This is a genomic window from Tepidibacter sp., assembly GCF_025210165.1.
In the GTDB taxonomy this organism is placed as follows: domain Bacteria; phylum Bacillota; class Clostridia; order Peptostreptococcales; family Peptostreptococcaceae; genus Tepidibacter_A.
The window spans coordinates 1-24,339 of sequence record NZ_JAOASI010000072.1; the positions used below are offsets into that span (position 1 = coordinate 1).

The 24,339-nt window shown below is 28.9% G+C and carries 21 protein-coding genes and 2 pseudogenes; 19 read left to right on the forward strand and 4 right to left on the reverse strand.

What is annotated here, in order from left to right; genetic code table 11:
• Positions 1-801: 801 nt before the first annotated feature.
• The 17 genes and pseudogenes from N4A48_RS12060 (at position 802) to spoIIE (ending at position 18,631) form a co-directional block, all read left to right on the forward strand.
• Entirely contained in the window at positions 802-1,170 is a 369-nt protein-coding gene (locus tag N4A48_RS12060; RefSeq protein WP_293666351.1) for a hypothetical protein, read from the forward strand.
• Positions 1,171-1,188: 18 nt separating this feature from the next.
• Positions 1,189-1,836: pseudogene (locus tag N4A48_RS12065) on the forward strand (TPM domain-containing protein); the annotation flags it as partial.
• A 171-nt stretch (positions 1,837-2,007) separates the two neighbouring features.
• Entirely contained in the window at positions 2,008-2,568 is a 561-nt protein-coding gene (gene pth / locus N4A48_RS12070; protein ID WP_293666377.1) for an aminoacyl-tRNA hydrolase, read from the forward strand.
• Between the two features lie 15 nt (positions 2,569-2,583).
• A complete protein-coding gene (mfd, locus tag N4A48_RS12075) occupies positions 2,584-5,961 on the forward strand; it encodes a transcription-repair coupling factor (protein WP_293666353.1) in 3,378 nt (1,125 codons plus the stop codon).
• Between the two features lie 19 nt (positions 5,962-5,980).
• Positions 5,981-6,433: pseudogene (locus N4A48_RS12080) on the forward strand (SurA N-terminal domain-containing protein); the annotation flags it as partial.
• Positions 6,428-7,006, forward strand: coding sequence for a peptidylprolyl isomerase (locus tag N4A48_RS12085; protein ID WP_293666379.1), 579 nt, complete (start codon positions 6,428-6,430; stop codon positions 7,004-7,006). The pseudogene N4A48_RS12080 and the gene N4A48_RS12085, both read left to right, overlap by 6 nt.
• A 314-nt stretch (positions 7,007-7,320) precedes the next feature.
• Positions 7,321-7,860, forward strand: a complete 540-nt coding sequence (gene spoVT, locus N4A48_RS12090; RefSeq protein WP_293666355.1) for a stage V sporulation protein T — start codon at positions 7,321-7,323, stop codon at positions 7,858-7,860.
• A 143-nt stretch (positions 7,861-8,003) separates the two neighbouring features.
• A complete protein-coding gene (locus N4A48_RS12095) occupies positions 8,004-9,593 on the forward strand; it encodes a putative polysaccharide biosynthesis protein (protein WP_293666357.1) in 1,590 nt (529 codons plus the stop codon).
• A 15-nt stretch (positions 9,594-9,608) separates the two neighbouring features.
• Positions 9,609-11,201, forward strand: a complete 1,593-nt coding sequence (locus N4A48_RS12100) for a putative polysaccharide biosynthesis protein (protein ID WP_293666359.1) — start codon at positions 9,609-9,611, stop codon at positions 11,199-11,201.
• Between the two features lie 536 nt (positions 11,202-11,737).
• Entirely contained in the window at positions 11,738-13,186 is a 1,449-nt protein-coding gene (gene mazG, locus N4A48_RS12105) for a nucleoside triphosphate pyrophosphohydrolase (RefSeq protein WP_293666361.1), read from the forward strand.
• Between the two features lie 116 nt (positions 13,187-13,302).
• On the forward strand, positions 13,303-13,581 hold the full coding sequence (locus N4A48_RS12110) for an HU family DNA-binding protein (protein ID WP_248480992.1): 279 nt from the start codon (positions 13,303-13,305) through the stop codon (positions 13,579-13,581).
• A gap of 353 nt (positions 13,582-13,934) precedes the next feature.
• Entirely contained in the window at positions 13,935-14,177 is a 243-nt protein-coding gene (locus tag N4A48_RS12115) for an RNA-binding S4 domain-containing protein (protein WP_293666363.1), read from the forward strand.
• Between the two features lie 78 nt (positions 14,178-14,255).
• The gene (gene yabP, locus N4A48_RS12120; RefSeq protein ID WP_293666365.1) at positions 14,256-14,513 is read left to right on the forward strand and encodes a sporulation protein YabP; all 258 of its coding nucleotides are present in this window, start codon (positions 14,256-14,258) and stop codon (positions 14,511-14,513) included.
• 2 nt (positions 14,514-14,515) lie between these two features.
• Positions 14,516-14,923 (forward strand): spore cortex biosynthesis protein YabQ, encoded by a 408-nt coding sequence (gene yabQ / locus N4A48_RS12125; RefSeq protein ID WP_293666367.1) that lies wholly within the window; start codon positions 14,516-14,518, stop codon positions 14,921-14,923.
• A gap of 15 nt (positions 14,924-14,938) precedes the next feature.
• A complete protein-coding gene (gene ftsL / locus N4A48_RS12130; RefSeq protein WP_293666368.1) occupies positions 14,939-15,253 on the forward strand; it encodes a cell division protein FtsL in 315 nt (104 codons plus the stop codon).
• Positions 15,253-16,173, forward strand: coding sequence for a Ppx/GppA phosphatase family protein (locus N4A48_RS12135; protein ID WP_293666369.1), 921 nt, complete (start codon positions 15,253-15,255; stop codon positions 16,171-16,173). Before ftsL ends, N4A48_RS12135 begins: the two co-directional genes overlap by 1 nt.
• Positions 16,174-16,261: 88 nt before the next feature.
• On the forward strand, positions 16,262-18,631 hold the full coding sequence (spoIIE, locus tag N4A48_RS12140; RefSeq protein ID WP_293666370.1) for a stage II sporulation protein E: 2,370 nt from the start codon (positions 16,262-16,264) through the stop codon (positions 18,629-18,631).
• 161 nt (positions 18,632-18,792) lie between these two features.
• Here spoIIE and N4A48_RS12145 read toward each other — a convergent pair whose 3' ends face one another.
• The 4 genes from N4A48_RS12145 to N4A48_RS12160 all read right to left on the reverse strand — a co-directional run bounded on the left by N4A48_RS12145 (position 18,793) and on the right by N4A48_RS12160 (position 22,959).
• Positions 18,793-19,449: an ATPase gene (locus N4A48_RS12145; RefSeq protein WP_293666371.1), complete on the reverse strand. Its 657-nt coding sequence runs from the start codon at positions 19,447-19,449 to the stop codon at positions 18,793-18,795.
• 11 nt (positions 19,450-19,460) lie between these two features.
• Complete coding sequence (locus N4A48_RS12150) at positions 19,461-19,703, reverse strand: hypothetical protein (protein WP_248480976.1); 243 nt, start codon at positions 19,701-19,703, stop codon at positions 19,461-19,463.
• Positions 19,704-19,992: 289 nt separating this feature from the next.
• Positions 19,993-21,453 (reverse strand): AAA family ATPase, encoded by a 1,461-nt coding sequence (locus N4A48_RS12155; protein WP_293666372.1) that lies wholly within the window; start codon positions 21,451-21,453, stop codon positions 19,993-19,995.
• 492 nt (positions 21,454-21,945) lie between these two features.
• The gene (locus tag N4A48_RS12160) at positions 21,946-22,959 is read right to left on the reverse strand and encodes a metallophosphoesterase family protein (RefSeq protein WP_293666373.1); all 1,014 of its coding nucleotides are present in this window, start codon (positions 22,957-22,959) and stop codon (positions 21,946-21,948) included.
• 175 nt (positions 22,960-23,134) lie between these two features.
• Here N4A48_RS12160 and N4A48_RS12165 point away from each other — a divergent pair, with 175 nt between their 5' ends.
• Positions 23,135-23,770, forward strand: a complete 636-nt coding sequence (locus N4A48_RS12165) for a coiled-coil domain-containing protein (protein WP_293666374.1) — start codon at positions 23,135-23,137, stop codon at positions 23,768-23,770.
• 167 nt (positions 23,771-23,937) lie between these two features.
• Positions 23,938-24,228, forward strand: coding sequence for an AAA family ATPase (locus N4A48_RS12170; protein ID WP_293666376.1), 291 nt, complete (start codon positions 23,938-23,940; stop codon positions 24,226-24,228).
• Positions 24,229-24,339: the final 111 nt, after the last annotated feature.

Sequence of the window (24,339 nt, forward strand, 5' to 3'; positions counted from 1 at the left end):
AGAAAGTATTTTTATTTCTTTTTCTGTAAATATTTTATTACTCATTTTATCTTCCACCATTCGTCTTTTTTTCTATTATACATAAAAATACCCTATAGAATAGACTTTTTTTAGTGTCCACTCTATAGGGTACAGTATATATCGTGAACATGTTAAGTATTTTTAATAAAACTAGGTATTTCACCTTATTGAATACACTAAAAGTTCTAAACTCCCGTTGGTCAGACAACGAACTTTCTTAACGTATATTCAAACGGTGCAATACAAGTTTTATACAAAAATATTTAAATCATTCACTAACATTTTAATAACCTTCATTTTTAATTATAGTGTTTATAGATTGATTATATTTGAGAAAAGATATTTCTAAAGAGATAATTAAATAATATATTAGGAATTTATATAAAAATATGAGTGTGAAATTAAATGTGTGTAAATGTAATATTTGAGTTTAAATTTTAAAATAGTACCTCCTCTAAGGTTAATCACATTAATTTTTGAGTTCATTTTTCTGATATATCCATAGTTGCTAGATATAATTATTTGTGAAGAGCAATATATGTAGGAAACATATTTTTCTAAAATTCTTTAAATAATCAAAAATAGATAAAAAATATATATAATATGGAAATAAATACGGTTATAGCTTAGAATGGTAGTATATGGATATTAAATCTCATAATATTATTGTGAAGGAATATTTTTATTACTAGGAGGTAATTATGAAATCAAATCAAGAAGCTATGAAAGTACCTAAAGTAAATTTTTAATGTACTTTTCATAATATAGGGGTTGAACAAATTGGAAAATAAAATAAATAAGCTTAGCAAAAAAGAGAGAAAAGAGAAGAAGAGACAAGAAGGACTTCAAAAACAAGAGATAATCAGAATTAAAGGAATAGAGAGTGAAAAACGGAAAAAAATTAAGAAAAAAGAAAAATGTAAACAAGAACATATAACAAAGCTGAATAAACTTTTAAAAAATTTAAAGTTATACGGAGCTTTATGGATGATTATTGCATTAATATTTGCAATATTTTCTTATGGTATTTCATCGAATATAGAGTATCGTTTTGAAGATGTGGATAGCACATTCTATGTATCAGATAATGCAAGTTTACTATCTGATCAACTTAAAAGAGAAATTATAGATACTAATTTAAGCTATTAAAGTACAGAACAAAAACCACAGATAGTAGTAATAACTATGTCTACGCTAGGGGAAAAAGATATAGATGGTTATGCATTTAAAGTATTTAATCAATTGGTAATAGGTGATAAAGATTTAGACAATGGAGTATTGATAATACTAGCATTAGAAGAAAGTAAAATAAGAATAGAATTTGGATATGGATTAGAAGATGTTTTGACTGATTCTAAGGCAGGCATGTTAATAGATGAAGCCAGATCTAGTTTATCACAAGAAAACTTTGATGAGGGAATAAAATATGTTTTTGAGAATGTTTGTGATCAAATAAATAAAAAATATAACTATGATCAGAGTGTGATTAAGGGTAATTTAAATAATGAGTTAGAATATTTAAATTATGAGTATGAAGATACGTTTGGTCAAGATACGGAAGATGTTTATATCTCTATAATAGTTGATCTTATGCTTGCGGGTGGACTTTTAATATTGGTAGGGCTAATTTATATAATAGATGGATTGTTTTGTAAAGGGATATTTTTTACCATAGTTAAATGGACTTTTTTAATATGTGTATGTTTCCCAATAGATTGTGTATTAGATGAATGCTTAGGAATTTACGGTATTTTTAGTAGCTCCTCCAGCGAAGAAGGTGGTTCTTCAGGAGGAGGAGCTTCTGGAGATTTTTAATATATAAAAATAAAGCTTCTACTTATTTGGGAGAAGCTTTATTTAGTACAGTATGTATTTAAATTATATTTAATTCAAATAATACCACCTTTCTTATTTTAGATTACTTTTCAATTAAATATGATATAATAATATAGTTACCAAAAATGGAAAAACAGGAGGATTTTTTTGATGTATGTAGTAATAGGGCTTGGGAATCCAGGCAAGCAATATGATAGAACAAGACATAATGTTGGATTTGATGTTATAGATATTTTAGCAAAGGACAATAATATACAAGTTAATAAAATAAAGCATAAAGCTATTATAGGAGAGGGAAGAATAGGGAATGAGAAAGTAATACTTGTAAAGCCTCAGACTTATATGAATTTAAGTGGACAAAGTTTACTTGATATATATAATTTCTATAAATTAGATCCTGAGAATATAATAGTTATATACGATGATATAGATCTTGACGTAGGTAAGCTTAGAATAAGAAAAAAAGGAAGTGCTGGTACTCATAATGGAATGAGGTCTATAATATATAATCTAAAGTTTGATAATTTTAAAAGAATAAGAGTAGGTGTATCAAGACCTCAAAATAATCAAGATTTAGCTTCATTTGTGCTGTCCAAATTTAAAAAAGAAGAAATGGACTCTATAAATGAGAGCTTACAAAGGTCAGCTTATGCTGTTGAAGCTATAATAAAAGAGGGTATTGATGTATCTATGAATAAATATAATGGTTAATGAAAGGTGATAAATATGAATAACATATTCACATATCCATTGAATAATTCTTTGGCATTTAATACCTTATTGAAAATGATAAATAATAAGAAATCTCCTCTTTTGATAAATGGACTAATACCTTCTCAAAGAACTCATATGAGCTATAGCATTATAAATAAATTAAATAGACAGGCTATAATAATAACTCATAGTGACCTTGAATCTAAGAGAATATATGAAGACTTGAATTTTTACTTAGGAGATAAAGCTGTATACTTACCATTTGAAGAAATATTATTTTATTTCTTAGATGCAAAGGATAGACAAGAAGAGTCAAGGAGAATGAAGGTTTTATTACAGCTTGTAAAAGAAGAAAATATAGTTATAATATGTTCAATAGAAGCAGTACTTAAAAAATATATACCAAAGGATGTATTTAAGAAGAATATATTAAAATACACTATGGATGATACTATAAATATAGATGAACTATCATCAAGGCTTGTAGAACTTGGATATGAAAGGGTTAATAAGGTTGAGGGAGTAGGGCAGTTTAGTATAAGGGGTGGAATAATAGATATATACTGTGCAAATACAGACTACCCTGTAAGAATAGAATTGTTCGATGATGAAATAGATTCTATAAGAATGTTTGATATAATATCTCAGAAATCCATAGAAAAAATAACTGAGTTTGAGATAATACCATCAAGAGAAATTTTATATCCAGATGATATAGAAGAAACTTTACAAAAGCTTCAAAGTGAAATAAAAGAGGATACAAATGATGATGTTCACTCTAACATATTAAAGATAAAAGAACTTATATACTTTGAAGGGCTTGAGAATTACATAGATTATATGTATGAAGATAAAGATAAGACTATATTTTCTTATTTAAAAAAAGATGCATTAATAATATTTAATGAGCCTGAGAGGATAAAAGAAAAGTTTGAAAATTATTATGAAGAATTTAAATCTAATTTCAATGTAAACCTAGAAAGGCACACTGTTTTACCATCTCAAATAAATTTATTAAATAGATTTGAAGAATTAGAGTATTTTATTAAAGATAGATTTATAATACAAAATAGTGTGTTATCAAAGCAAATAGAGGAATTTAAACCACGAAGCATAATTAATTTTAATTCAAGACAAATAACAGTCTTTAATTCAAAGATGGATTTGTTTATAGATGAAATAAACGATTTAAAAGAAAAAGGCTATAAGATATTGATAGCACCTGGTTCTTTGGAAAAATCTAAAAAAATATACAATGATTTATTAGACCTAGGAGTCGAAGTTATATTTTCAAAAGATAAAGATGCTCAAATTAAAAGTTCTCAAATAATGATAACTCTAGGAAGTGTATCAGAAGGCTTTTTATGTAGTGATTTTAAGTATGCTTTAATAACTGATAAAGAAATATTTGGAGTTCACAAAAGAACTTCTCAAAAGAAAAAGAAGAAGTTTAAAAATGGAAGAAAAATAGAAAGCTTCTTGGAACTCAGTGTTGGAGATTATGTAGTACATGAGGGACATGGAGTAGGAAGATATGCTGGAATAGAACAATTAAAGATAGATAAAGTTAAAAAAGACTATATAAAAATAATCTATGAAAATTCAGATAGTCTGTTTGTTCCAACAGATCAAATGGATAAGGTTCAAAAATATATAGGTCAAAATGTTGAGAATGTAAAGTTAAATAAGCTTGGAAGCAATGAATGGACAAAGGCAAAGAATAAGGTCAAAAAATCAATAGAGGATATGACCAAGGAATTAATAGAGCTTTACGCAAAAAGAGAAAAGGCAAAAGGATATGTGTATAACAAGGATACACATTGGCAAAGAGAATTTGAATCGTTATTCCCATTTGAGGAAACTAAAGATCAGGTAAAGGCAATACAAGATGTTAAATCTGATATGGAATGCGATAAAGTGATGGATAGATTAATATGTGGAGACGTTGGATATGGAAAAACAGAAGTAGCAATAAGAGGAGTATTTAAGGCTTGTATGGAGTCAAAGCAGGTAGCATTCTTAGTTCCAACCACAATACTAGCTCAACAGCACTTTAATACATTTAAAAAGAGATTTGAGGATTTTCCTATAAGAGTAGAGGTTTTAAGTAGATTCAAAACTCCAAAACAACAAAAGCAAATACTTGAAGATATTAAAAAAGGACTTATAGATGTTTTAATTGGAACACATAGAATAATATCTAAGGATATTGAGTTTAAACAGCTAGGACTTGTAGTAATAGATGAAGAGCAAAGGTTTGGGGTTAAGCATAAGGAAAAGCTTAAGAAATTAAAATCGTCAGTGGATGTATTAACTCTTTCTGCAACACCTATACCTAGAACTCTTCATATGTCACTTAGTGGTATAAGGGATATGTCTTTAATAGAAGAGCCTCCTAGGGAAAGACATCCTGTACTTACTTACGTTGTAGAATCTAAAGAAAGCATTATAGCAGATGCAATTGAGAGGGAAATATCAAGAGGCGGTCAGGTATTTTTTGTTTACAATAGAGTTGAGGGAATTGAGAGGATGGCTAGTTTAATAAAGAAATTAGTACCATCTGCAAGAGTTGCACTTGGGCATGGAAAAATGAGTGTTAGAAATTTAGAAAAGATAATGGTAGAGTTTCTTCAAGAAGAATACGATGTACTTGTTTGTACTACAATAATAGAAACTGGAATGGATATTCAAAATGCAAATACAATAATAATATATGATGCAGATAAAATGGGCTTATCTCAGCTTTATCAGCTAAGAGGAAGAGTTGGGAGATCATCAAGACAAGGTTACTCTTATTTTATGTATGAAAAAAATAAAATGCTAAGTGAGGTAGCTGAGAAAAGACTTAAAGCTATAAAGGAATTTACTGAATTTGGTTCAGGATTTAAAATAGCTATGAGAGATCTTGAAATAAGAGGAGCAGGGAATATATTAGGATCTCAGCAGCATGGACATATGGCTGCAATAGGATATGACCTTTATGTTAAAATGTTAAATGAAGCTATAAGCAAGGTAAAAGGGGAAAATATAGTTGAACAAATAGATACAGAAGTAGATTTAAATGTGAATGCTTATATACCAGATACTTATATAGAAGATGAGAGAACTAAAATTGAGATATACAAAAAAATAGCAGCTATAGAGAATAAGAAAGATAAAGAAGGAATAGAAGAAGAAATAGAAGATAGATTCTCTGATATACCTAATCCTCTTAGAAATTTAATAATGATAGCTTATATTAAAGCTCTAGGGAAACAATTGAAAGTAGAAGCTATAAAGCAGTTAAAAGATACTGTATATTTAAAACCATACTATAAATTTAAACCAAAAGAAAAAAATCATTACAAATTGATTACAGAAATTGCTAATGTTTTAGAAAAGATGATATAATAGCCTTGTTAAAAAAAATGAGAGGGTGTTTTATATGAAAAAAATAATAGCAGCACTGCTTATGACGTTAATGGTATTTTCGCTTACAGCATGTAGATCGAAAGAATCAAAAGATATAGTTGCTAAGGTCGATGATAGAGTAATAACTATTAATGAATACGAAAAGACATTAGCTATGTATAAAAAGAATTTTGAATCTATATATGGACCAGATATATGGACGACAGAGGTTGAAAAAGGAAAGAGTGTAATAGAAGTTATAAAAGATCAAGTACTTAATAACATGGTAAACGATGAGGTGGTTTATCAAGCAGCTCAAAAAGAAAATATAACTGTAGGAGATGAAGAGGTAGATGCTCAACTTAAACAGTTTAATGAGCAACTTGAATCAAACGAAGAATTTAAGAAATTCTTAAAAGAAAATAGTATAGACGATCAATTTTTAAAAAATCAACTTAAGAAAGATATGATAATATCTAAATATAAAGAAAATTATATAGCATATTTAGAAATAAATGATGAAAAACTAAAAGAGTACTACGAAACTAATAGATCAGATTATAAAAAAGAAGAAGTAAAAGCTTCTCATATATTATTTAAGACTGTTGATGATAATGTAAAGCCTATATCAGATGAAGATAAGAAGGAAGCAAAGAAAAAAGCAAAGGATATACTAGTAAGAGCAAAGAACGGAGAAAATTTTGCATCTCTTGCTAAAGAATATTCAGAAGATACTGTTTCAGGAAATAATGGTGGAGATCTTGGATATTTTGGAAAAGGAGTTATGGTTCCGGAATTTGAAAAGGTAGCTTTTGAACTTCAAGCTGGAGAAATATCTGATTTGGTAGAGAGTAAATTTGGATACCATATAATAAAGGTTATGGATAAGGTGAATGAAATTATTCCTTTTGAAGATGTTAAGAATCAAATAAAGGTTAATTTGGAAACTGATTCATACAAGGAAAAGATTGAACAACTTGAAAAAGGAACTAAAATTGAAAAGTATGAAAAGAATATAAAGAATATAAAGAATATAAAGAAATAAACTAAAGGGGATATCTTAAGATATCCCCTTTTTTTAAAAGTGTGGGTTATAAAAACTATATATGAAAATACTGTGAATGCAACGATATTTTGAATATATAGTTTTAGTATTTGTTTATTCTATAGTAAACTATATCATTTTGTTTTGTGTATAACTTGGTAAAAAGATATGCTTGAGACTATTTTTAACCAACGGAGCTTGTAAGGATTGTTGGCGAGCAGACGAATTTTAAAAAAATAGATGGTAAAAATTTTTGTATATTTTTTTTGTTTTGGTAAAAAATATATTTACACATACATTATGGAGGGATGAACATGAGAGCTACAGGAATTGTTAGAAGAATAGATGATTTAGGAAGAGTAGTTATACCAAAAGAGATAAGAAGAACACTTAGAATAAGAGAAGGAGATCCTCTGGAGATATTTACAGCAAAAGATGGAGAGGTAATACTTAAAAAGTATTCTCCTATTGGAGAATTAAATGAGTTCTCACAGGAGTATAGTGAGACGTTAGCTGAACACACTGGATTTGCTGTTGTTATAACGGACTTAGACAGTGTAATATCAGTATCTAGATTATCTAAAAAGGAATATAAGGATAAGGCTATAAGTCAGGAACTAGAGGATTTAATAGAAAGTAGAGCATCGAATCTTGTTAAGGATAATAAAACGGTTCCTCTATTTAAAGGAGATTCTACAGAGTATAATAATCAGATTATAATGCCAATAATAAGTGAAAGTGGAGATGCAGTCGGTGCAGTTATAGTTGCAAATAAAGAAGAAGGAGAAATAACTGAAAATGATGAAAAGTTAATAAAGGTTGCTGCTTCTTTCTTAGGGAAACAAGTTCAATAATAATAAAATCAAAAGGAGAACCAATAAAGGTGGCTCCTTTTAATTTTGTATAATTAAATCTTACTTATAGATATAAATCTGAAAATATGATATATTAAAATTTGGTTTATATAATTGACTTCTTAATGATTGGGGGAAGTGAAGTGACAAAGAATTCATTTTTAAAAGGTGCTTTTATATTAGGAATGGCAGGTGTTGTAGCTAACGTTTTAGGAGCTATATTTAGAATACCTCTTGGAAGAATAATAGGAGCAGAGGGCCTTGGATATTATCAAGCTGTATTTCCTATATACATAATGTTACTTAATATTTCAGCAGCAGGATTTCCTACTGCAATATCACAATTAGTATCTAGTAAAATAGCTTTAAATGATTATAAAGGTGCTCATAATATATTTAAAACATCGTTTTTAGTATTGTTCTCAGTAGGATTTATAAGTTTTTTAATATTGTTTTTTGGAGCAGAATATATTGTAAACAACATACTAAAAAGCCCAAAGGCATACTATAGTATGAAGGCAACAGCTCCAGCTCTTTTATTAGTTCCAATAATGTCTACTTTCAGAGGATACTTTCAAGGGAGACAGGATATGACTCCTACAGCAGTATCACAGATAATGGAGCAGATTGGTAGGGTAGCTATAGGTATATGCCTAGCTCTTATGTTCCTTCCAAAGGGAACAGAGCTTGCAGCAGCAGGAGCATCGTTTGGGGCTACAACAGGTGTAATACTTGGAACACTTTATATACTATTTGTTTATATAAAGAAAAAAAGTACAATAAAAGAAGAAATAAATAACAGTAAAATATATAAGAAGGAAACTAAATCCCAGATAGTTAAAAAGCTTCTTTCAATAGCAATACCAATAACAATAGGGAGTACAATACTTCCTATAATGAATCTGATAGATTCCACTATGGTAATAGGAAGACTTCAATCTGTAGGATATTCCTACGATAAAGCCAATATTTTATATGGACAATTAAATGGTATGGCAGCATCTCTTATCAACTTTCCATATACTATAACAACTGCTCTTAGTATGAGTATGGTTCCATCTATATCTTATTTACACACTATAAAGGATAATGAAGGATTATCTAATAATATAAAGATAGGAGTTAGGGTTGCTCTGCTTATAGGTCTTCCAGCTTCATTTGGATTAGCTATTCTTTCAACTCCATTTATGCAAATGCTTTATCCAAATGAGCCATCTTCAGTTGGACAAATGCTTTTATATTTATCTATGTGTGTAGTTTTACTTGGTATTATTCAAGCTTTTACAGCTATCCTTCAAGGAATAGAAAAAACACATATACCTGTAATTAATTTATCTATAGGTGCTATATTTAAGGTTGCTTTTACATATATATTAATAGCTGTACCAAGCCTTAATGTAAAAGGAGCACCAGTAGGATCTTTAATATCTTATATAATTATATTGATACTTAATTATAGATATATCAAAAAACATATTAAGGTAGAATTTGAGATAGTATACTTTATAGTAAAGCCTTTAATGTCTGCATCTATAATGGCTATACTTGTGAGTATTTCTTACAATATTGTAGTAATGTTTGCTGGAAATGCTGTAGCGTGCCTTGTATCTGTAGTAGTCGGAGGAATCGGATATGGATTAGCTCTTATAAAAACTAACAGTATATCTAAGGAAGAAATACTTATGATGCCAAAAGGTGAAAAATTATACAAGATTGTAAGCAAGATTAGTTAAAAATGGAGGGGTAATATGAGCAAAAATTCCTTTTTAAAAGGAGCTTTTATATTAGCTGTAGCGGGTATAATTGTCAAAATACTTGGAGCATTTTTTAGAATACCTCTTGGGAATATAATAGGGTCTGAGGGTATGGGATACTATCAAAGTGCATACCCTGTATATGTTTTACTTCTTACGATATCATCTGCTGGTTTTCCAGCGGCTATATCAAAGCTTGTATCAGAAAAAGTTGCAGTTAACGATTATGGTGGAGCTCATAGGATATTTAAGGTATCTTTTATAGCTCTTATATTAACTGGAATTGTAACCTTTGGTATACTTTACTTTGGAGCTGATTACATAGTAACTTATATGAAGAATCCAAAGGCTTATTATTCTATGATAGCTATATCCCCTGCCTTATTATTTGTACCTATAATGGCCGGATTTAGAGGATATTTTCAAGGAAGGCAGGATATGACTCCAACTGCTATATCTCAGATAGTTGAGCAAACTTTTAGAGTTGGTCTTGGTTTATATTTATCATTTTTCTTTCTTTCTAAAGGAACTGAGTATGCAGCAGCAGGAGCATCGTTTGGAGCTACATCTGGAGCTTTTATTGGAAGCTTATTTATGATAGTTATGTACATAATGAAAAGTAAGAAGATAAAAAGAGAATTAACATACAATAGCTCAAAAAGGATAGAGAGTATAAAAGAAATAATAAATAAGCTATTAATAATAGCTGTACCTATAACTATAGGAAGTGCTATTATGCCTATTATGAATATGATAGATGCTGCTATGGTTATGAGAAGACTTCAAGATGGAGGATTTACATATCTTGAGGCTACGAAGCTTTATGGTCAATTAACAGGAATGGCAGCAACTCTAATTAACCTTCCTCAGGTACTTACTATGGCACTTTCTATGAGTCTTGTACCTGTTATATCTCATTCATTTGCTATAAGCGATATGAATAAAGCAAAGTCAGATATGAAAGCTGGTATTAGAGTAGCTTTGTTAATAGGACTTCCAGCAGGCTTTGGTCTTGCATCATTATCAACTCCTATAATGCAAATGCTTTATCCAAAAGAGCCAGCTTCTGTTGGTCAAATACTATTATTTTTATCTATGGGAGTAATATTCCTTAGTTTAATTCAAACACTAACGGGTATACTTCAAGGTATGGCAAAGGCTTATATTCCAGTTATAAATTTATTTATAGGAGCTATTGTAAAGGTTGCTATAAGTTATACATTAATACCTATAGATTGGTTTAATGTAAAAGGGGCTGCTATTGGAACGGTAAGTGCTTATATAGTAGCAACGATACTTAATTTTTATTATTTAAAGAAAAATATGAGTATAAAGTTCGGTTTTAAGGATTTTGTATTGAAACCTTTTATATCAGTTATTATAATGAGTATATGTGCAGTATTTACATATAATATTTTATATGAGTTTCTTGGGAATTCATTATCTTGTCTTGGGGCTATAGTTTTGGGAGGATTTGTATATGCAGTGATGCTGCTTTTAACGAAGGCTATTACTAAGAATGAGATTTTGATGATGCCAAAGGGAAAGTTGATATATAAGATTCTTCATAAGGCTAGGTTGATGTAGGGATAGTATAAAGGTGGTTAAGCAAAAATTATACTTATTTAAATAACGTTACTTAGTCAATATTTTGATCAAACTATAGATTCTGCCTTATAAAATATACTAAAAGTTCTAAATTCCCGTTGGTCGGACAACGAACTTTCTTAACGCATATTTTAACAGCATAATCTAAGTTTGATATCAAAATATTAACCAAAAGTAACTAACATTTAAATAAGCATAATTTTTAGGTAGTAGATTTAAATAACATTACTTAGCCAATCTTTTGATTAAACTACAGATTCTGCTTTATAAAATATACTAAAAGTTCTAAACTCCCGTTGGTCGGACAATGAACTTTTTTAACGTAGTTTAACAGCATAATCTAAGTTTGATAGCAAAATATTAACCAAAAGTAGCTAACGTTTAAATAAGCATAATTTTTAAATATAGTGTTTAGATAAGTAGACAAAAGAAAAAATGCTATAATAGTAAAGATTTTTGAGAAAGATTTTAATATATAGTGAAAGTTGTACGATTAATGTATAGAAGGTGAAAATATGGGAACTATTCATATAATAGGGTTAGGTCCTGGAGAGTTTGATTTATTGAGCTTTGGAGCTTATAATAAATTAAAGAATGGGTCTAATATATATTTTAGAACTAAAAAGCATCCTGTGGTTGAGGATTTGATAGAGGAAGGGATAGTGTTTGAATCCCTTGATTATTTTTATGATGAAGAAAAGGATTTTGATAAAGTATATAAAAATATAAGTGAGTATATAATAAATAAGGCTAAGACTGATGATGTAATATATGCTGTTCCTGGTCATCCTAGGGTTGCAGAGAAGACTGTTGAGATAATACAAGGCTTAGCAGATGAAAATAATATAGATGTAAAAGTAATAGCTTCTATGAGTTTTGTTGATGCTATGTTTGACTTTTTACAGGTAGATCCTGTTCATGGATTTAAGCTTGTAGATGCTTTTAATATAAAAAATGAGAAGATAGATATAGATTCGAGTTTGATAATAACTCAAGTTTATGATAAATTTATAGCATCTGAGGTTAAATTAAATCTTATGAATTATTATGACGATGAGCAAGATGTGTATATAGTAAAGGGAGCAGGTATTAAAAAAATAGAGCAAAAACATAAGGTAAAGCTTTATGAGCTAGATAGACTAGATGAATTTGACTATTTAACTAGTTTATATGTTCCAATAGCTTCTGTTAAGAGGTACAAGGATATATTCGACCTTCAAAATATAATGAAGACTCTAAGAGGAGAAGGTGGATGTGATTGGGATAAAAAGCAAACCCATGAAACTCTTAAGAAATATTTAATTGAAGAGGCTTATGAAGTAGCAGATAGTATAGAAAAAGATGACATAGATGAGTTAATAGAAGAACTAGGAGACGTACTTTTGCAAGTAGTATTTCACTCTCAAATAGGTAATGAGGAAGGATATTTTGATTTTAAGGATGTAACTACAAGTATATGTGAAAAGCTTATATTTAGACATCCTCATGTATTCTCAGATGCTAAGTTTGAGGAAGGCGAATTTATTAAGAAATGGGAAGAACTTAAAAAGGAAGAAAAAGGTGAAAGTACTATAACTGAAAGTTTACAAAGAATACCTAATTCTCTTCCAGCTCTTATAAAGTCTACTAAGGTACAAAAAAAAGCTGCTCTTGTAGGTTTTGATTGGGACAATATAGAGGATGTATACAAAAAAATACAAGAAGAGTACAAAGAAGTTGTTGACGCGAGTAGACTTGGCAATATACAATACATAGAGGAAGAAATAGGCGATTTATTATTTTCTGTAGTGAATCTGGCAAGATTTCTCAAAATAGATTCAGAACAAGCGCTTAATAAAACTGTACAAAAATTCATAAAGAGGTTTAGCTTTGTAGAAGAGAGTGCTATAAAAATGGACAAACATTTAGAAAGCATGACTCTTGAAGAAATGGATGAACTTTGGAATAAGGCGAAGAAGCTCTAAAATACAGGTTAAAACTTTATGGCAAAGAAGGAATTTTAAAAAAAAACTAGAATTAAAAGTTTATGTGAGTTATTCAAAATTTAAATAAAAAGAAAATACATAAGGAGGTAGTTACTGTGAATAAAGCTGAATTAGTAGCTAAAATGGCTGAATATAGTGGATTAACTAAGAAGGATGCAGAAGCAGGACTTAACGCATTTATGAAGTCTGTAGAAGAAGCATTAGTTGAGGGTGATAAAGTTCAATTAGTTGGATTTGGAACTTTTGAAACGAGAGAAAGAGCTGCAAGACAAGGTAGAAACCCAAGAAACCCAGAGCAAGTTATTGAAATACCTGCATCTAAAGCTCCGGTTTTCAAAGCTGGAAAAGGTCTTAAGGATACTGTAAATAAGTAATACATTTAAAAGTGTGGATATTCCACACTTTTTTAAAATTAAGCAATAATATTGCAATCTAAAGATAGAGCATTGAGCGAAAAATCACACTCATTAAAATAACGTTACTTAGTCAACTTTTTAATAAAACTTATAGATTCTGCTTTATAAAATATTCTAAAAGCTCTAAACTCCCGTTGGTCAAACAAAGAACTTTCTTAACGAATATTTTAACAGCATAATCTAAGTTTTATAGTAAAAAGTTAACCAAAAGTAACTAACATTTTAATGAGCGTGATTTTTAAGTGTAGTTATTAATATACATATTTTAATAACCTGCACCAATATTTTAAAATAGAAATAGGAGGTAGAATATGAGATTAGATAAGTACCTTAAGGTTTCAAGACTTATAAAGAGAAGAACTGTAGCTAAGGAAGCGTGTGATAAGGGTATTATAAGCATTAATGATAAGGTTGCAAAGTCTTCTACTGTTGTAAGTGTTGGAGATATTATAAAGATAAGATTTGGAGAAAAGGTTACTACTGTTAAGGTAGTAGAGATAAAAGAACATGTACTTAAAAATGATGCAAAAGAAATGTATGAGGTTATAGAATAAATATTAAGTTCCCTTCATAAATTTAATATATAGAAGTTAATTCTATATCAATTAAGTTTTATTATGGAGGGATTTTTTATGGATCATTTACTCAATATGAAAAATAGAGAAGAGATTAATTTGTGTGGTATTGAACATATTTATTCTTTTAATGATACTAAGATAGAGCTAAGAACTGTTGCTGGAGATGTATGTATACAGGGAGAAGGCTTGGACATGGGCAAACTAAGTATAGAGGACGGTATGGTGACTATAAAGGGGAGCATTAATGCTATAGTTTATTCTAAGGTATCTAAAAAGGATGAGGAAGGCTTTTTAAAGAAGCTATTTAAATAATTATGTATCCATCTGAAGAGATATATATACTGTTTGTCACTGTCTATGGTGGTATTTTAATGGGAATAATATATGATTTTTACAGAGGAATAAGGTGTAATATTAATAAAAATAAGGTCATAAGGTGTGTAGAGGACATTCTATTTTGGCTAATAATAACAGTAATAAGCTTTTTGATACTTCATAGAGCTAATTCTTATGATCTTAGATACTATAATTTTACAGGGTTTATAATTGGTGTTGTTATTTACTTTAATACTGTGAGTAAGTATGTACTTAGATTTTTATGTAGATTTATAAAAATTATAATATCTATAATTACAAACCTATATTATCTAATAATATATCCTATTCATTTCGCATTTGATGTTATAATGTATATAGGATTTAAGCAGTTTAAAAAACGATGATATTTGGGGGATAAAATGAGAGATAGAAAAACTAAAAAGAAGAAATTTAATATATATAGTTTGGCTTTTAAGTTATTTATATTCTTTATATTATGCTCATCTAGCTATAGTGTAATAAATCAAGGTATAATGATAAGACAATATAAAAAAGAAATAAAAAATTTAAATGAACAGATAAAGCAGGAAGAAGAAAGTATTAAAAATGTAAAAAAAGAAATTGAAAACTATAAAACAGATGAGTATATAGAAAAGATAGCTAGAGAAAGACTTAAGATGGTAAAACCAGGAGAGATTATATATATAGATATTAATAAGAGTGAGGGATACTAATGAAGATTGCAGCTGTAGATATAGGAACTAATTCTATGAGACTTTTATTAGCAGATTATGTAGAAGGTAAATTTTTTAATAGACAAAAATATATAAATACGACACGAATAGGTCAAAATGTTGATAAAGAAGGAATTATATCAGATGAGGCTATACAGAGAAATGTAGATGCCTTACATGAATTTGCAAATATAGCGAGGAAAAATGGTTGTGAGAAAATATATGCTATGGGGACTTCTGCTCTTAGAGATAGTAAGAATAAGGAGGTATTCTTAAAAAAGGCTTTTGATAAGAGCAAAGTTTTAGTTGAGATAATAAGTGGAGATAATGAAGCTGATCTAGGGTTCTTAGGAGTTGTACAGGAAGTAGAAGAAGACGATATTCTAGTAATAGATATAGGCGGAGGATCTACTGAGTTTATAGTTGGTAACAAATCTGATGGTATTAAGTTTAATAAAAGTGAAGATGTAGGTGCTCTTAGAATTACTGAAAAGTTCTTAACTAAAGATCCTATAAATGATAAAGAATTTGAATATGCTAAAAGATATATAGAAACTACTATAATGGAAACTATAGATAAGATAAGTAATTTGAATATAACAAAGGTAGTTGGTATAGGAGGAACTATAACTTCTTTATCCGCCATACACCAGGATTTAAAGGTGTATGACACAAACAAAATACATAAGAGTATTATTTTAGACAAAGATATAGAAGAAATACTTAGTAATTTGAAAAAATTAACTGTAAAAGAAAAAAGAAATTTAAATGGTCTTCAGCCAAAAAGAGCTGATATAATAACTGCTGGAGCATTAATTTTAAATATAATAATAAAAAAATTAGAAATAAAGGACATATCTGTTAGCGAATTTGATAATTTAGAAGGTCTAATTTGTCAGAAGCTAAAAAGAATGTCTTAAATTTCTGAGTTTTATATTACCGATTATGACAAAAACCTTTCTATCACTTTGATACAATCAAATGTATTAAGTGAGGGGAGGTTTTTTTATGCAAAAACCACAGATATCTTCATATAAAAGAAGATATATAAATGAGCTATCAGAGGGTATAAACATTGATAATACAACTGTATTTTTATGTGTAATAGGATTTTTGCTCGGACGAGCCGTTATAATAGACAACCTAGGGCCTTTTGGTATAGCATATTTTATTTATATGTGTACTCATAAAAAGTATAAGATGCCAGTATTTTTTTGTATATCAGCAGGTATAATTTTAAGTCACAGTGGGCCTCATGCTCTAAGGTATATAATAACTCTTTTCTTTATAAATTTTATATCATCATTTATATCAAAATACCATAATAATATTTTTAGAGTTTCTATTATAGGATTTTTTATAACTTCTATAAGTGGTATTACATGCTCTTTAATAACAGATTTATATATGTATGATATATTAGTTTCATTAATAGAAGGACTAGCTGTGTATTCTCTTATATATATATATTCGTATGGTATACCACTTATTCTGAAAAGGTCGATAAGAAGGAGTATATCAAGCGAGGAGACTATAGCATTAGCTATAATAGTAGCTCTTTCCATAACAGGCATATCTAATATAAGCTTGTTTGATGTATCCTTAAAGAATGTATTATCATTTCTAATAATAATAGTAGTAGCTTATCAAGGAGGACCAGCTCTTGGATCTGCAAGTGGTATAACTATAGGGATAATAACTACTATGAATACAATATCATCTCCTATGTATATAGGGATATATGGATTCTCAGGGCTTTTAGGGGGTCTTTTTAGAAAAGCGAGTAAATTTGTAAGCACCTTAGGCTTTATTATGGGATGGAGCATAATAACTATATATACAAGAGGAAGTAGTGAGCTTTTATTAAGTCTTAGAGAGATAACTATATCTTCTTTAATATTTCTTATGATACCTGATAAAAAATTAAAGTATATAGAGAAATTCACTAAAGGAGTTTTGGGTAGTGAGCAGTCTTCTATTAATTATATAAATAGGGTAAAGGAGATAATGAATACAAGACTTAAGGATATATATAAGGCTTATGAAGAGGTTGGGGTAACCTTTGATAAGGCTAGAGAAAAGGATAAGGTATTAGATCAAAGAGATATAGCAAGTGTTATAGATATGGTAACTCACGATATTTGCTCTGAGTGCCCTATGAAAAGAGGTTGCTGGAATTTAAAGTTTACAAAGACTTATAGTATGTTCACGAATATATTAAATGGTTTAGAGGAAGATGGAAGAATAGATAATAATTATGTTAGATCTAAATTTGAAAGAGATTGTATGAAGTTTGATGATGTAATAAAAGGGTGTAATCATTATTTTGATTTGTTTATGCTAAATTATAAATGGAATAAAAAGCTTTGTGAAACTAGAAAGCTAGTATCTAGTCAGATAAAATCTATTGCTTACTCTATTGAAGATGTTTCAGATGAAATAAATAATAGTATGGATTTTGATATGGATATGGAAAATAATATAATAGTTGAGCTTGATAAAGAGAATATAAAAGTAGATAAGATAAGTTATATTAAAAGAGATGATAATTTTGAGATAAATATACAACGAGATAATTGCTATAGCGGAGATTTATGTGAAAAAAAGCTAATAAACGCTGTATCAAGAGCTGTTGGACAAGAAGTATCGGCCTATAAAATGGGATGTAGGTCTATGAATAGCACTTGTAATATAAGGCTTGTCAATTTTAAAAAGTATACAGCAAAAACTGATGTAACCTATTTATCTAAGGATGGAAATGTAATATCTGGGGATAACTATACATACATGGAGATTTCTGATGGAAAGTATATAAGTGTACTTAGTGATGGAATGGGAAAGGGAGAAAAGGCATCTGAAGAATCATCACTAACAATAGAAATACTAGAAAAAATGCTGGAGGCAAAGATAGATGAGAGAATAAGTATAGAAACTATCAACAATATGTTGATGCTAAAGTCATCAGATGAAATATTTTCAACTCTAGATTTAAATATTATAGATTTAAATAATGGAAATTTAGAGAGTGTAAAAATGGGAGCCTGCCCATCTTTTATAAAAAGAAAGAATGGTGGGGTTGAGGTTATATCATCTTCATCACTTCCAGTCGGTATATTATCTGAGATAAAAATAGATAGGGAAAGAAGAAGTGTAAGAGAAGGAGATATAATAATAACTGTATCAGATGGAATAATAGATGCAGGCAAGGACAAACAATTAGGAGAGAACTGGTTATACACAGTTATAGAGACTATGAATAAAAAGAGTACAAAGGAAATTGCAAAATATATATTAGACAAATCACTTGAGCTTGTAGATGGAAAAGCTCAAGATGATATGACTGTTGTAGTTACTAAGATATGGAGAAATAGAAAGTAAGAATACATCTTTAGATATTCATAAGTCTTGTGGATAATGTGTATAAAATTGTGGATATTATGGGGAATAATTTGTGTATATAATGCATATAATAGTACATTCATCAGTTATAAACTTAGTCACAGGAACCTGTGTATATTGTGGATAAATAATGTGGATTATTAACAATCCACATTGTATTCATTAACATTAGATATTCCGCCACTCATGGTTACTACATATCTCTTATCTGATATTTCGGATAAGTGGGTATTGTGAGTAACCATTATTATTTGTCTATTAAAGTTTGTATTTATTTCTTTTAAGAATTTACCAACGTTTATTATGTATTCTTCTGATACGTGTTTTGCAGGCTCATCTAAAATAAAAGGACCTTCTATCATAGGTTTATGTGTTTGAAGCATACAGTATTTAAGGGTAAGAGATATTACATCTATAATACCTCCTCCTCGACTATCCTCTGGATTATTTACTATACTTGTATTTTCATCTATTTGACTTATAACATTAAAGGATGCCTCTGGGCGTCCTCTTTTTTGTTCAAATTCTATTTTAAATTCTATATTTTCTCCAGTTACGAATTGAAGTGCCTTAGTTACCATTACTTCAAATTTGTGTTTTACTTGTTCACGAGCATACGCGGAACTTTCCTCTAGTAGAAGCTTTGCTTTTAAGAAGATTTCTTCTTGAGATTTAAAGTCTTCTATTTTTAGTTTTATAGTATTCATGTCTTCTTCTATTTTTGATTTTATAGTTTTTTTGTATATTATGTAGTCTCTATATTTAGCGTATTTATCTTTTATTTCATTTAAACTCATATAATCACCTCTTAGATATTAGGTATTGTATCTGGAAGCATTTCATTTATTTTTGATATTAAGTCTTGTTTTTCATTTTCTAGCTTAGAGATTATTTCATCTAGCTTTTCTGGGTCGTATCCTAGAGATATTATTTCTTCTTTTAGGGTTTTTTCTTGCTTTTCAAGTTCTTCAAGTCTTGTTTCTGCTTTGTATTTTGTCATTTTGCCTTTTTCTATTTTATCTTTAAGTTCTTGTAGTTGCTTTTCGTTCATTTTAAAATCCTCCTTTTTATTTAGGGTGTTAAGCTCAAAATTATACTTATTGAAATAACGCTACTTAGGCAGATATTTTTATATAACTAAGCATCACGCCTTATTAGATATTCTAAAAGTTCTAAACTCCCTTTGGTCAGACAACGAACTTTCTTAACGAATATCTAAACGTCGTAATACAAGTTATATAGAAAAATATCAAACCAAAAGTAGCTAACATTTCAATAAGCATAATTTTTAGGTATACGTATAATAGCAAATGATGATTGTCAAAGTATAGCTTTGTGATTTATAAGTTAGATATTATATTTTGTACTGTAGTGTTATCTATATCATTAAAGCATGTTGGGCATTTGCCCATGTTTTTGAGCATGTCTGAGTAGGCTAATGTGCATTGATTTAGTCTGGCTTGTACTGTTTTTATGTAGTCTGAGCCTTTTTTTAGTCTTAGTTTTGTGTCTTCGTAGTTTGTATTTAGTTGTTTAAGTGATTCGATTTGATTTTGGATGTTTGTATAGTCTGTGTATAGTTTTTCTATTTGAATAAAGTTTGGCATTGTTGCTATATTGTTTTTAAGTTTAGTTTTTTCGTTTGATACTACTTTGTAGTCTTTATTTATTTTTTGTAGAGATATTGTTTTTGAGTTTAGGTTTTGGAGCTTTAGGTATCTTTCGTTTATATTGTCTATGTTTTTTAGTTTTTCTAGTGTTATTTTTAGGGTTTTGTTGTTTTTGTTTAAATAGTCTATTTTACTTTTAAGTAGATTTATTTTAGTTAGTTTATTTATTGTGTTTATTAAGTTGCTGTTTATTTTTTCGGCTTCTTCTATGTTTGATAGATTGTTTATAGTGTTTTTAAGTAGGTTTTTATTTGTTGTTATAGATTTTAGGGAAGAAGATGTTTTTTGAAGGTTTAGGGATTCTTTGTGTTTTAGTTCTAAGTCCTTTATGTTAAGTTGGGCTTCTTCTATATTGGATAAATTCTCTATAACTTTTATGCATTTTGTTTTTTGTAGTTTTATATTTTGTAGTGAGTTTATGTATTTTTTGAGTGTGTCTATGTTTTTTTCTGTTTTTTCAGCTCTAGTTATAAATTCTTCGATTTTAGAAAGTTTTTTTTCTTCTTCTTCTAGGTCTTCGTATTGTTTTAGTTTTTCATTTAAAGCTTCATATTCAGCTGATTTTTCTTTTGTTTTTCTGTTTATGTCTAGTATGTCGGCTTTTATATCTCTTATTGATGAGTCGAATAAGTTTGCGTTTATAAGCTTTCCTATTGTTTTTGAACGCTGAGATCCATTTGATGATATCAGAAATGGAGGGTCTAGCTGGAAGGCAAAGTTTGGTATTTCGACTAAGTCCTTATCTATTTTAAGTATATTAACTCCACAAGCCTGAAGAACTTCTGGGATAGAGTCTACACCGAAGTTTTCATTTTCTGAGATATCTCCATTTGGGTATTCTATTTTATATGTGTTTTTAGAGGTTATTTTCTTTTTTCCACTTAGTTTTTTTGTACGAGTTATTTTAGTTTCGTCACTAAGGGTCAATGTTACGCTACATTCTTTAGTTCCTTGTCTTACCATGTTGTTTCCTTGAGGGTCATTAAGTATCACCCATCTTATAGCTCTTATTATAGCTGATTTTCCTTTGTCGGATTCACCTATTATTGTGTTGAGACCATTAACTAGGTCTAGGGTGGTGTTTTGGTGGCTTTGGAAGTTTTGGATGTGGAGTTGCTTTATATGTTTCAAGTTTTGGGGTCCTCCTTGTTTTATATTTTGTTTGGTGGTTGAGCGAAAATTATGCTTATTAAAATAACGATACTTAGGCAGATATTTTTATATAACTAAGCATTACGTCTTATTAGATATTCTAAAAGTTCTAAACTCCCTTCGGTCAAACAACGAACTTTCTTAACGAATATCTAAGCGTCGCAATACAAGTTATATAGAAAAATATCAAACCAAAAGTATCTAACATTTTAATAAGCATAATTTTTAGGTGCGTGTTGAATTTAAATGATGATTATTCTGTTATTGAATCACTCCGTGAGTTAATTGGACAATAAAATCTAAAATATTGCTTACGCAGGAATTAGAAATTTGAAATTTATATTAAGAGGGAGCGTATTTATATAGCAGTTTTTACCTTGTATGTTCTCAATAAAAAAACTGCTATATAAGATTAGCGAGGGATTAATATACATTTTAAATTTCGGTTATGAATAAGAATTAAAGATTTTACTATTCACTTGATAGACTCTCCTCTGCAATTGATAATTTAGTAAGTGCGTAGTCTACTACTTCTTTTTCTAGTTCTTTATTGTTAGCTATTTTTTTTACTATGTTAGTTATATCCATTGATTCTATTGTTGAGGCTACTTTTATTTCTCTCATGAATTCTTCTATTTGTATTTCCTTGTATTGTGATCCTTCTATGTGAGAACGGTCTAGGACGTCTTCTCCCTTTTGCTGCTCTAGGGGTATGAATTCTAGATTTATATTATTTTTAGATATTTCTATATATAGGACTCCAACTTTTCTTTTTATTTCACTTTTATCTGAGGATACTCTTGATAGAGAGCCTGGGTTTGCAAAGTATTTGTTATCTACTTCTATAGGTTCAAATCCTGCGTGGTAATGACCTGTTAGTGTTAAGTCAGCTTTTGTTTCTTTTACTTGGTCTATTGTTACTACGCTCATATGAGGGTTTAGTTGTTTTTCCATGAGCATACCATGTATTATATGGATTGCTTTGTCTGCTTCTTTATTATAGATAACGTAGTCTTCTTTTATATCATCGTGGTCTATTCCAAAGTGAGAGGGTGTTCCTGTTAATTGTAGTGTTAAATCATTTTTAGTTATTATAATTTTTTCTCCTTTGTAAAGTAGGTCTATAAGTCCTGCTTTTTCAAATAGTCCTAGTTGGGTTGATTTTATGTTGTCTATGTTGTTACCGAATAAGTCGTGGTTTCCAGCTATTCCTATTATTTTATTAAAATTTCTAAGTGTTCTAGCTGTTCTTCCAGCTACTGCATTTGATACGCTTGGGTTATCGAATAGATCTCCCCCAAATAATACGAAGTCACAGTTTTTAGATTTTGCTATATCATTTATTTGATTTATTTTATCAAGAACTGTATCTAGGAAGTTGTCTTTTCTACTTCTAGGGTTTCTTCCACTTATATGAGTGTCTGTGAAGAATAGAGTTCTTATTATGCTGTCATTTCCGTTTAAGGTTAGGTTGTTGTATTCCAAATAAACATCCCCTTTCATATTAAGATTGTACATCTAAATTGGAATAAGATAAAGGGGATTTTATAATGAAATTCGTTAGTAGAGTGAGAAGGTAAAGGTATATTTAACCAATATTTATAGTTGGATATATATGCTATAATTATATTATTAGATTTATTATGATAGGAGGGTAAGGATGGAAGAGAAAATATTACATTTATTAAGTAATATGAATGATAATTTTAATAAAAGGTTTGACCAACTTGAAACAAAGGTAGACAAATTAGATGAAAGAGTAGGAAATGTTGAAACAAAGGTAAACAAGTTAGATGAAAGAATAAGAAATGTTGAAACAAAGGTAGATAAGTTAGATGAAAGAGTAGGAAATGTTGAAACAAAGGTAGACAAGTTAGATGAAAGAGTAAGAAATGTTGAAATAAAGGTAGATAAGTTAGATGAAAGAATGGGAAATGTTGAAACAAAGGTAGACAAGTTAGATGAAAGAGTAGGAAATATTGAAGTTAAGACAGATAAATTAGATAAGAAAATGTGTAAATTAGAAATTGTTACTGAAGAAATAGCTAGTAATGTGAAATTATCCTTAGAAGGACTTCAAAATAATAGAGAAGTTGGTAGCAAAAATATAGAAAAAGCAGTATTTAATTTAAAAGAGGAAATGGATATAATTAAAGTAGTTGTTAAGAATACTAATAAAAAAATAGACAAGCTTCAAAGTAATGTAGATATGATAAGTTTAGATACAGCTAATAATAGAATAAGTATAATGGAACTTAAATACAATAAAAGATATGCACACTTTAAAAAAGTATAAAAAGTACTGAAATAGGTACTTTTTGTACTTTTTTTCTATTTTAATATAAGTTAACTATTATTTGATGATTAATACTTAAAATAGTATTTAAAACTATTAAGATAAAGTGGAATATTATATTATAAAATATTATATTTTGTAATATAATATTTATGAGGTGATTTTTAATGTTAACTAAATTCATAAATAGAAATAAAGAACTAGAATTTTTAAATAATGAATATAATCAAAATAGATCTTCCTTTATTGTTATATACGGAAGAAGAAGAATAGGAAAAACAGCTTTAATTAGACAATTTATACAAGATAAACCTAGTATATATTTTTTAGGATCTGAAGAAATGGAAAGTCAAAATATGAATAACTTCAAAGAATTAGTAGCAGATTTTACAGGGAATTCGTTACTTAAAAAAGGCTTTGATTTCACGTGGGTAACAAAACTGTTACAACAAATTTAAACAAAACTATACAAATATGTATAGAAGTATAGATTTATAACAGGATACCCTGCGTATCGTGCAAGCGGTGCGTACTCGGTGTTAATTGCTTTTAACTCCTAAAGCCTTGCA